Annotated in this window: 5 protein-coding genes; 1 reads left to right on the top strand and 4 read right to left on the bottom strand. The window is 57.0% G+C overall.

Annotation, left to right across the window (positions count from 1 at the left end; all coding sequences use genetic code 11):
- Positions 1-48 precede the first annotated feature (48 nt).
- Positions 49-1,518 carry an alpha/beta fold hydrolase gene (locus tag ACQ66Q_RS18620; RefSeq protein ID WP_430458150.1) on the bottom strand — a complete coding sequence of 490 codons (1,470 nt, stop codon included), beginning with the start codon at positions 1,516-1,518 and terminating at the stop codon, positions 49-51.
- A gap of 217 nt (positions 1,519-1,735) precedes the next feature.
- Between ACQ66Q_RS18620 and ACQ66Q_RS18615 the strand changes: the two genes are divergently transcribed.
- Positions 1,736-3,367 carry a LytR/AlgR family response regulator transcription factor gene (locus ACQ66Q_RS18615; protein WP_430458149.1) on the top strand — a complete coding sequence of 544 codons (1,632 nt, stop codon included), beginning with the start codon at positions 1,736-1,738 and terminating at the stop codon, positions 3,365-3,367.
- A gap of 25 nt (positions 3,368-3,392) precedes the next feature.
- On the opposite strand, the gene ACQ66Q_RS18610 is transcribed toward ACQ66Q_RS18615, so the two are convergent.
- From ACQ66Q_RS18610 to ACQ66Q_RS18600, 3 genes are read right to left on the bottom strand one after another with little or no spacing between them, the layout of a single operon-like run.
- Positions 3,393-6,278 (bottom strand): endo-1,4-beta-xylanase, encoded by a 2,886-nt coding sequence (locus ACQ66Q_RS18610; RefSeq protein ID WP_430458148.1) that lies wholly within the window; start codon positions 6,276-6,278, stop codon positions 3,393-3,395.
- A complete protein-coding gene (locus ACQ66Q_RS18605; protein WP_430458147.1) occupies positions 6,275-9,316 on the bottom strand; it encodes a glycosyl hydrolase 115 family protein in 3,042 nt (1,013 codons plus the stop codon). Before ACQ66Q_RS18605 ends, ACQ66Q_RS18610 begins: the two co-directional genes overlap by 4 nt.
- On the bottom strand, positions 9,316-11,151 hold the full coding sequence (locus tag ACQ66Q_RS18600; RefSeq protein WP_430458146.1) for a glycoside hydrolase family 43 protein: 1,836 nt from the start codon (positions 11,149-11,151) through the stop codon (positions 9,316-9,318). The genes ACQ66Q_RS18605 and ACQ66Q_RS18600 overlap by 1 nt, the downstream gene beginning before the upstream one ends.
- Between the last annotated feature and the right edge of the window lie 32 nt (positions 11,152-11,183).

Here is an 11,183-nt window from a genome sequence, read left to right as displayed (position 1 = left end):
CGGATGCCTGAAGGCGCGTCCCTGCGCATCCAGCCACCGACTGGTCCGTTACAGACCTAAATCAGGCAGCGGCAACTCTATCTGCTGCTGACTGACCTTACCGCTGCGGATAAATTGCTGGATCACCGCAAGCACTTCAGGCGAGCTTTCCAGCAGGTTATGCCCGCCATATTGCACTGTGACCTGCTGGCGTGCAGTTAATCCGGCGACCGCCTGCTGTTGCTCCGCCAGGTAAGTGCGGCCATCGAGCGTACCGCTCAGCACCAGCGTCGGAATAGCATGGCTGGCTTCCTGGCGGAATGCGTCGCCAAGGTCTAAACCGGGCACAATATTGCTCAGCTGCGGTACCGGGAAATTCAGCATACCGCCGAGCAAAGCGGACGACTGCTGCTGGTTGAACTGCTGTAAACGCGCTGGTGAAATACCAGAAGCGACATCCATCATTAATGACATCATCTGCAGTTCAATCGGCCCGGCCATGAAACCATCGAGCATGCCAGTCCCGAGGATCTCTGCCAGTACCGGCTTCATCGCCTCCGGTTGCGCCTGTAAGCCCTGATACAACTGCAGTAATCTGCCCAGGCGCTGGTTAGGGTCGGCCAGCGACATCGACGTCAGCAGTTGCAGATGCAGGCGTTGAAACAAAAAGTCGCGACTGCTGCCATCGGCTTGTTTCAGGCTCAGCAGCAGTGGCGTTTTGTCGAGCTGCGTCAGGACCTGCTGCATCAACGCGGCAATATCCGGAAAACGTGCCTGCAATGCCGGGTCCAGCGCAATCCGCTGCTGCAGACGCGTCAAATACAGCTGGGTCTGTGCCGGCATTTTCACTGTCTGGTCCAGACCTTCCACACTGGCCAGCACCAGTTTGTCGAGGCGCTCCGGGAACAGCTTGCTGGCTGCCAATGCTAAATGCGTGCCGTAAGAAATGCCCCACAGTGTCACTTTGTCAGCGCCCAAATGCTGGCGCAGTGCATCGAGGTCTAACGCGTTCTGCACTGTGGTATAACCCAGCAGATCGACCCCTTGCTGCTGCCAGCGTTGTTGGCACTCGGCTGCAGCCTGCTGGTACAGTGCGGCAAATCGCGGCTCGTCGATCCGCTGATTGGTCGGCACCACAACAGACGACTGGCAAGGTTTCACGTCCGAAGACAAGCCGGCACCACGCTGATCCAGCGCAATCACATCGGCCTGAGCGGTCAAACCGGTAAACAATGGAAAACGCGGGCCTTTCGCGGTATGAATGCCGGAACCACCGGGGCCACCAGACAGATAGATAATCGGCGAGCCCGGTTGCGCTGTTGTGGCCGGGAAACGCACATAATGCAGTTTCAGCAAGCGACTGCCAGCGCGCTGCCGGTTCTCCGGCACTAAAAAGAAACCGCGAAAGGCATCGGTGCTTTCGCCATTGCCGGCAGTGAAGCGAAACGCCGTTTCATTAGCATACCGCTGCGCTTTGCTGTCCGCGGCCAGACTTTGCGCGCTTTGACCGGCCATCAGTAAACCCATCACAGCTAACACTATATTCCGCGGCAGCGGGCGGCGGGACAAACTGCTTGTCGATAGACATTTCAATGACATAACATGCACTCCTTGGTTAACTTTCCCGCAGTAAAACAAGGCTGGAACTGATCCGCGAGCTGTCATCTGCCAACGGTAGGATGTTTTGCAGCGGCGGCGCTGAACGGTCGTGTTTTTTCCGCTAAACGGCAGAGCTTTTCTGTCACCGGAGCCATCGATGCAGACCTTTGCCCTGCCCCGCAAGCAGCTGGCCCGCAGCAGTGCGCTGGCTGTGCTGCTGATCATCCTGTTCAGCTGCTTTGCGCTGGTGCTGCACCAACCGCGCGCGCTGCCGCAATTGCAGGAGTTAACCATTAAAGCCTGGTGTGATGGCGGGCAATTCCAGACTATCCCCAGCAGTTTCAGCGTGGCAGGTTGCCAGCAGCAGGCCGCGCAGCCGGCCGATCCACAGGGCCGCTTGCTGTGGTTAGAACTGCCGTTTGAACTGCCCTCCGGAGCCACCGAGCAACCGCTGGCGCTGTTTATTTTTGCCAAAGCCTCCAGCGCTGTGTATTTAAACGGCCAATTGGTAGGGCAAAATGGCCAGCCCGGTGATGCCGCCACTGAAATCGCCGGCCAGATGGACAGCCGGATTTACTTACCGTCCGAGTTGCTGCGCACCGGCAGCAATCAACTGGTTTTGTTGATGTCGGCACAACAAGGCTGGTTCAGACTGGCGCAGCCGATCCACTTTATCGGCATTGGCCCTTATGGCGATGTCAGTGTTTATCTGCAGCAATACACCGGCCTGGGTTTGTTAATCCTCGGCGTGTTATGCACCGGCCTGTTGTATTTCAGCGCGCTGGCATTGCTTGGCAATAGCTCAGCGGTCACCGGCGATGCCGCCCCCATATTTGCTGTTCGTGGCCAGGATGCGTTGCTGGCGCTGTTGTGTCTTTGTGCTGCGGCGCAGTTATGGCTGGAAATGAGCCGGGGACTGCTCGGATATGCATATCCGCTGCATGAACTGCGACTTTGCGCCATTTTGTTGTGCGCCTGTGGCTTTGGTTTTGCATTGTTGTGGCTCACGCTGCTGCGTTATCAGCCACAGCGCTGGCGCTTCTGGACGCTGCTGACGTTGCTGGTGCTGCTGCCGGTGCTGTGGTGGCTGGATAGCTTTGATGGCCGCATCGCCATCGCGACCTTGTTGCCGGCCGCTTTGGCGGCCCTGATCGCCGCCGTCCACTGGTATCAGGCGGAGCACAAAGATACTGCAAGCACAGAAGGCGCCGGTACCAGTGCCGTGTTGCTGCTGCTTTATCTGATCCTGGCGGTAGTGCTAAACGGTATTTTTCAGGAAATTCTGGCGTTTTTGCTGGTGACTTTGCTGCTCTGTGGCCTCTTTATCGAGCAGGCGCTGCAACGTCAGCAACAGCTCAGACAGCAACTTGCCGACCAACAACTGATCCTGCAACTTCAATTGCAATTACAACAAAATCAGAGCGCTACGCCCAAGGCCAGCCTGACCTTAACCAGTGCCGGCAAGGTGCAGCGGCTGCTGGCAGATGACATTGCTTATTGTCAGGCCGCGCGTGATTACAGTGAGATCTGGCTGACGGATGGCCGGCAACATTTGTACAGCGGTACGATCAAGGCGCTGGAACAGGAATTACCCGGTCACTTTATTCGCGTGCACCGTTCTTATCTGGTTAATGCGCATCAGGTCCGGCAATTTCGCACCACCACGGACGCCGACAGCGGCAGTGGTGCCGTGTTAATTCTGGCCAGTGGCCAGCAAGTCCCGGTCAGCCGGCGCTTAATCCCGGCGGTGCGCAGTGCCATGCTGACTCCTGCTGCTGCGAGCAGCTAGCGAGCACAGAGGGCTGGTTAGCAGCTCAGTTCAGCAACGCCGCTAATACATACACCAGCGGCGCATTCCAGTTAATCGCCACTTCGTTACTAGCATAGCTGCATTCGGTGTCACTGTAGGATTTGGCCGGCGCTTTGGACGGATAGACACAGCCGTCCTGCTGGCCCGGATTGGCACCACCGGCGAGCCAGCCTGGCACCGGCGCGGTCACCCCATCCGCTTCTGACGGCCGGTGATGCAGATGCTGCGGCGTTTTGCTGCCAAAACCACTGACATAGCTGTAACCGGTCGGATTGCGGCCCAGCACATAATCGACTAAACCCTGCGCTGCCTGCTGATATTGCTGCCGTTGACTGTTGCCAATGGCATCTGTGCCTGACAGCCGTGCGCTTTGTAATAACAGCATGGCTTTATTCAGCGCCACGGCATTGCTGCCCCAGACAAAATCGCTTTCCACCAGCGCCAGCGCCGCCGGCGATTGCTGCTGTTGCCGGACAAATTCATTGGCCAGCCCGGTCATTTGCTGTTGCAGGGTTGCCCGCAGTGCTGCCGGGACAACGGGCGTCGCGGCGAGTTCTGCCACGACCAGCGCCAGCGGATTGGCCCAGCCAGCCACCTGTAATGGCCCGGCTTTTTGCCTAAAAGCTTCAAAAGCCGCCAGATAGTCGGCCCGGCCGTTTTGCAGATACAAAGCACCGGCGGCAAAAGCGAACTCATCGCTCAGCACATCGTCGCCATAAGCACCGGTTTTCACATCAGCTGGTTGCCGGTACACCACGTCAGGATGAGCGAGTGCCCAGCGCCAGGCAGCTTCGGCACTTTGCGCATAATCAGCGGCCCGCGTTGCATAGCCGGCGGCCTGAGCCCGGTCAGCCGGAAATGCCGCCAACACCCGGCTGGCTTTGGCCATGACTGCGGCGTAATTCAGCGCCGCCGCCGTGGTTTTTTGCACGACAAAACGCGGTTTGCTGGCATCCTTTGGCATCACCACGCCATCAAACGTCAGATTGGTCAGTTTGTGATAGACGCCTCCGTCAAACGGGTCCTGCATCGCCCGCAGCCAGTCGAGGTTCCACTGCACCTCAGCCAACAGGTCCGGCATGGCATTTTTTGCTGAACCTAAGCCCGACTCCGGGATCTGCCATTGCCTGTTGGCATAAAAGGCCGGGAAGTCGCTATAGGCCTGCAGCAAGGTGTAAGTCGATACGCCGGAGTTCACCACATATTTGTTGTAATCACCGGCGTCATACCAGCCTTTTGGCGCTGAAAACTGCGTCCCGGCCGGACGGCTGGCCGAGGCTGCCGAGGCGTGTACAATCACCTGCTCATCCGGATGACCGGCCGCTCTGGCATAGGGCCCGGCGTGTTCCGGGCTTAACGCCGTCGACGCGCGGTTAAAATAAAACGCTTTGATGGCGCCATCATGCACAGCGCTGTAAACCGCAGGCGCCACCCGAAATGGCGTCAGCGGGCAGTCGTTTTGTAATTGCAGCTGATAAAAACCCGGTTGCTGCAGTGCGCTGAAATCCAGCGTCGCGACCTTTTCTGCAGCTAACGCCCAGTCAGCAGGCGCTGAGCTTTGCCCCGCAAACACCACAGTACCGCTGGCATCAAAGATGCGGAACTGCTGCGGCGCGATTGCGCCTTGTACCAGCGCCTGCTTGCTGGCTGACGGCAAATAGCCGGTTTGATTGACCTGCACCACTGCGCATGATGTACCGAACTGTTGCGCCAGCTGCGTTAAGGCCGCCACCGCAGGTTTGGCTTGCTGCTGCCGGTCAAACAACAACGGGTAGTCGGTGCGGCCCAGCATCGGGAAATTGTTCAGCCAACTCTCCGCATCATGCACGCCCCACAAAGTCACTCGATTGATACTGGCCTGATATTTTAAAAATAACCGGAATAAATCGACGTATCGCTGGCTATGCTGTGCCGCCACATCTGCCGGCAAACCGGCGACATAAGGGTTTAACTTTTGCTCCAGCGCCAGCTTGTGCGAAATCTCAGCACCGCCGGCAACTTGCTCGGGCCAGGGCAACACTGAGATATCAAGCTCGGTGATCATTACCTGAGCGCCGGTCGCGGCATAAGCGCGGATCGAGTCTTCCACCTCGCTCAGTAGCGGTGACTGCAGTCCATAATGGCCTTGCATACCAATACCAGCCACGCGGATGCCGGCGTCCTGCAGTTGTTTCACCAGCCTCAGCACGCCCTGGCGTTTTTCCGGTTTATACAGGTTAAAGTCGTTGTAATAGAGCTCTACCGCCGGGTCGGCTTCCTGTGCCAGCCGAAAAGCGGTGAGGATATAGTCATCACCAAGGATTTGTCGCCATTCGCTGTTACGCAGGCTACCGTCTTCATTCAGCGCTTCATTGACCACGTCCCAGCCTTTGATTTGGCCGCGATAACGCCCGACCACAGTCTGAATGTGCCGGCTCAGCCGTTCTAACAGCAACGCTTTGCTGGCTGGTTGACCGTCAGGGCCAAGAAATACCCAGGCCGGCGTTTGTTGATGCCAAAGCAAAGTATGCCCAATCACCACACTGCCCTGCGCCTTGGCCAGTGCTACCAGCGCATCACTGCCGCTAAAATCAAACTGGCCCTCCACGGGTTCAATGTTTTCCCATTTCATCAAGTTGGCGGCGGTCAGGCTATTAAAATGCTGCGCGAGCAGTGGCTGAATGCTGCTTTCAGCGCCGCTGATTTGTGCCTGACTCAGCGCTGTCCCCAGCAGAAAATATGGCGCAAAGGCATGACGCAGGCCGGTTGCAGTGGCTGGCTCTGCTGCCATTTGCTTCGCGGCTGTTTGTTCAGGCTGGCTTGGCTCACCGGCACAGCCACTGAGGCTCGCCAATAGCGGACTACACAAAGTGATGGCACAAAAAGTCATGGATAAAAAACGCAGTTTCATTGGTTCTCCTGTGGATGCAAGCGGCGGCTCTGCACCGGCCCTACATAACCCGGCTGTAATGCGCCGGTATCAATAGTGATTTTTTGCAACACCACTGCCGGGTCGACCAGATAAACCCGTAGTTGATGTAAACCCGGGCTGGCGACCTGCAGCCGGTGACTGAGGATGCGGATATTATCCAGCACTGATTGCTGCCAAACTTTGTCGTCGTAATTGGCCATCAGGTCCAGTAGCTGTGGCTCTGCATCGCCGAGCGCGACCGCGAGGCGCACGCCACGGCCCGGCGTGATTTGCAGCGCCGGTGACAGATATAACTGCAGATTAAATTCGCCGGCCTGCTGGAAATACAACGGGAACTGCAGTCGCGGCGCTTGTTTGATGGCAGCTGGGCTGATTTCGGCCGAGCTTGTATTGGCCGGGCTTGTATCGACCGGATTTGTATCGCCAAGCTGATCCACTGGCGTCACCGCCACCATGCTGCCCGCCTGCTCATCCAGCAAGAAACGACCGAGACCTGCGACCTGCTGCCAATAGCGTTCTGTACTGTTGCCTTGTACCTGTGCACTGCTGGCGTTGACTGCAATATAACCATCGGCGTCAGCAAAAGGCGCGTTCTGCCGTGCGGCCAATGCCGCCTGAATGGCCGGCGCGCGCGCGGCCGGGCTATCCAGTGCTGTCACTTTGATTTTGGCCCAGCCATAGCCGGTACCTTTCACCCAGACTTCTGCCTGATTCAGCCCCGGTTGGGTTTTGCTCCAGTCGATGCTGACTTTGAGCGGATAAGAGGTTTTCACTTCAGCTTGGCTGGCGCTGATTTGTAGCCAGCCTGCCTTGTTCTTACCAGAACTGGCATCAACCACTTTGGCTTCAACCACTTTGGCTTCAAACTGAAATGACTGGCTGCCACGATTAAATATATCAATGACACGTTGCTGCGTGCCAAGCCGGTCAAACCGCGGCAGCGTCAGGCTGTGCCCTAAATCATCACTTTGCGGCCAACTTGCGCTTGAACCTTCAGCCGCCACACCCATATCCGCCGCTTCGATAGGCTGGTTGGTCAGTAAAACGGGCATGGTGTTAGCTTCCGGATTACGCCAATACCGAAGGCCAATATGTGGCTGCGCCATCATCTGATCCCAGCGCCCGGCTTTATCCGACGTGCTGCCGATGGCGTGATAACGCGCCGTTAAAGCCGCATCGCGGTCAAACCAGCGTTTGACGTCAGCTGCGGCGGCATTGGTTTCGCGCCTCCCTTGACTCGCCAATAACTGATTACGCGCCTCGGCGTGATACAACTCAAACAAGGCTTGCGTCGCCTGTACCGGATGATCAACAAGCTGAATAAAGGCATCCTGTTGATTTTTAGGCAATTTAGCCAACAATGCGCTCGAGCGCTGCGCCAGATCAGCCAGCTCTGTACTGACCCGCGCAGCTTCCTGATTAGCCAGCAGCGGATAACTCTGGGCCGTCATCGCTTCAGGCCGGCGCCGGCCATTATGGCGGCTATAGCCTTCCAGTAACCAGGCGATCTCTGTCGCATGCTCAGGGCCAAACTGCTGGGTGGCAAAATCGCGGGCGTATTGTTCGAGGTTGCCCGCAGTAAACCGTGTCGGGTTCCAGGCCATCCGCAGGAAAAAGTCGATCGGATACTCCATCGGTTTTAAATCGCCGACATTGACTATCCAGATGCGGTCGGCCTGATAACGCCAGGCCAGATCCATTTGCTGCCAGATTTTGGCGATGGGCGTGGAGTTGATCCAGGTGTAGGAACGCGGCCCGCCGACATAATCAAAATGGTAATAGACCCCGGCACCACCGCTACGGCTGCGCTCTTGCGCTGTCGGTAAACGGCGTAAATGGCCGAAGTTATCGTCGGACCACAGCAAGGTTACGTCATCCGGCACCCGCATGCCGCGCTCGTAAAAGCCCTGCACTTCTTTATACAAAGCCCAGACTTGCGGCACCGTTTTAATGTCCCGATCTTTGAAGGTCTCCGTCAGGATCTGGCGTTGATCGGCGACAATTTTTTCCAGCAGGCCGATATTTTCGCCTTCACTCATCGGCTCATCTTGCTGACCGCGCATGCCGAGCGTGAAGATGCTCTCTAAGTTTTTGTGCCGTACCGCACCTTGTTGCCAGAACTGATAAATCGCCTCGCGATTTTTCGAATACTCCCACGGGCCTTTGCCATAGCGATTCCATTCTTTGTCCGCCCGCAACATCGGCTCGTGGTGGCTGTTGCTCATCACGATGCCCATTTCGTCGGCTAGCACGGCATTTTGCCAGTCGTCGTCGGCAAAAGCGTTGTTCCACATCGCCGGCCAGAGAAAATTGGCTTTGAGCCGCAGCAACAGTTCAAACACCTGCTGATAAAACTGATGGTTATAGCCACCGTATTTTTGCATCACCCAGCTGGTTAACGCCGGATATTCATCGTTGAGGAAAATACCGCGGTATTTGACTTTTGGCGCGTCCACTTTATGTGTGCCCGCTTTGATATACAGCACCTTGCTGGTTTTTACCGGCACATCGGCCCACCAAACCCAGGGCGACACGCCCATCTGCTCGGCCAGATCATAAACACCAAAAATTGCACCGCGTTTGTCGCTGCCGGCGATCACCAGCGCTTGGCTGATGCCAGGCATTGGCGCCTCCACCAGGCTGATTTGAAAGGCTTCCCAGCGGCCTTTGATAGCACTGACATCGAGTTTGCCGCGGGCGACCAAATCCGCCAGCAAGGCGGATTGGTCCAGACTGCCGACAATCAGCGCCAGATCTGACGCCGCGCCTGCAGTCACGCTGTGGTGAACAGGCAGTTGTTGGCCTGTCACTTTCTGCAGATCTTGCTGTAACGATTGTACGGCACGTTGCAGACCCGGATGATCTTTCGCGTTGACCAGGATCTGCGCCGTTGCCCTGTCACCAACCAGTGCAAAATCAGCAGGGTCCACAGACGCTGTCACTACATAAGGTTCGGCGGCCAGCACAAAGCTGCCGCTCCACCACAGGCATAACGCCGCACAAAGCCCCAACCGCATCAGGGTTTATCCGTCGCTGGGACAGTACTCTGCACCGCAGGCTCCAGCCGGCTATGCATACCGAGCATGGTGCCAACAAACCCTTTGGCGACCTGCGTACTGAGGATTTTGCCGTCAAACACCGCGCCTTGCAGGCTGGTCAAAGGCTGCCAGTCGGCTTTTGCATGATCGCCGCCCACGCCACCCGCACCGCCCAGCGCATAAAAAAACCGCACTTCGCCTTTGTCACCGGCAATTTTCAGCTGGATCTGTTGCTGCGCTCCCTTCACCACCTGACTCAGCAGTTGCTGCACAGCTGCACCTGCGGCCTGCTCAACAAAGATCTCAGCCCCATCCGGATGACGGCGCACGCCGAGATAATAATGATATTGTTCATTCTGGAACGCGGCGATCCCAGCCGAACTGCCGGCAGCCGGTAGCTGCAGTGCCGTGCTGGCATCATAATGCAGATGCTGCTGACGCCGCGCCACAAAGGCCGGTTGCTCCATAGTCGCCAGTGCCGCGGCCGGCTTCAGGTTTAACTGCTGGCCGTCCAGTGTGAAGCGGGCTTTGCTGTGTTCCCGCAGCTGGTACCAGTGTTTGGATAGCTGCTGCGCGGTGAATTCATCGCGCCAGCTGAAATTGCCGGTCAGCGGGTCGGCGACTTTCGGCATTTTACCGGCGAGACTGGCAGGAAGCGCCGGTCGCATCGGGATCACTTCCCCTTGCGGCAGAATCATCGGCCAGCCATCCTGCCAGCTGACCGGTAATAAAAAGGTCTCGCGACCGGCATTAAAATACTGCTCATCGTAGGCGCGCGTTGCCAGAAACACCGCCCACCAGCTGCCATCCGCCAATTGGACAAAATCAGCATGGCCGGCCGTGGTCACCGGATCGGGCCGGTTCGGTGCCAAATCTCGCTGCGTCAGGATCGGGTTTTTCTCCCAGGGCACAAAAGGCTCGTTCAGGCTTTTGCTGCGGAACACCACCTCAGAATGCTGGTCGGCGGTGCCGCCCTCGGCGCAGATCAGATAATACCAACCGTTGTGTTTAATCAGGTGCGGCGCTTCAATCCAGATTGGTTTTTTCGCCAAATCCACGCCGCCATTGACCAGCAGCTTTTTCGAATTTTTCAGCACGGCTTTTTGCACCGGATCGTATTGCCACATCCAGATAGCGCGATGGCCTTCGTACAGCGCTTCACCCGGCGCTTCGGCATTGTGGGTGATATAGACCTTACCGTCGTCGTCAAAAAAGATATCCGGATCTATGCCCGGCACTTCCGGCAACCAAATCGGATCAGACCAGGGACCGGCCGGATCGGTTGCGGTCATAATAAAATTGCCGCCTTTGGTCGTTTGGGTCGCGACTGTGGTGTTAATCAGATAAAACACGCCGTCGTGATAACGGATTGTTGGCGCGTAAATACCTTGCGAGATTTGCTGGCCGCGCATATCAAACTGCGAATCGCGTTCCAGCGCATGGCCAATCAGCTGCCAGTTCACCAGATCTTTACTGTGCAAAATCGGCAGACCCGGCGTCATGACAAAAGACGACACCGCCATGTAAAAATCTTCAGAACCGTCGGCATTGGTTCTTTTGGTGATGGTCGGATCCGGGAAATAACCGGCGAGTACCGGGTTCTGGTAAGTGCCGGCCGTTAATGGCGCGGCGAACTGCGGGTCACGGCCTTCATAACTGAACCAGTCAAATGCCGCAGCAGCAGGTGCTGCTTGAACAACAGGCGTTGCCGTCGCGGCTGGGGCAACCACCTTGGCATCCTGACAGGCGCCAAGGTGCAGACCGAACATTGCGATGGTGCTGAGTTTTCCAACCAACTTCAATGAGTAATTCATCAGTGTATCTCCATTTTTCCTGATGAATTAGA

The organism is Rheinheimera sp. (assembly GCF_965283995.1).
In the GTDB taxonomy this organism is placed as follows: Bacteria; Pseudomonadota; Gammaproteobacteria; order Enterobacterales; family Alteromonadaceae; genus Pararheinheimera.
Note: the sequence above shows the minus strand (reverse complement) of the source record. Positions and strands in the feature narration are given on the sequence as shown.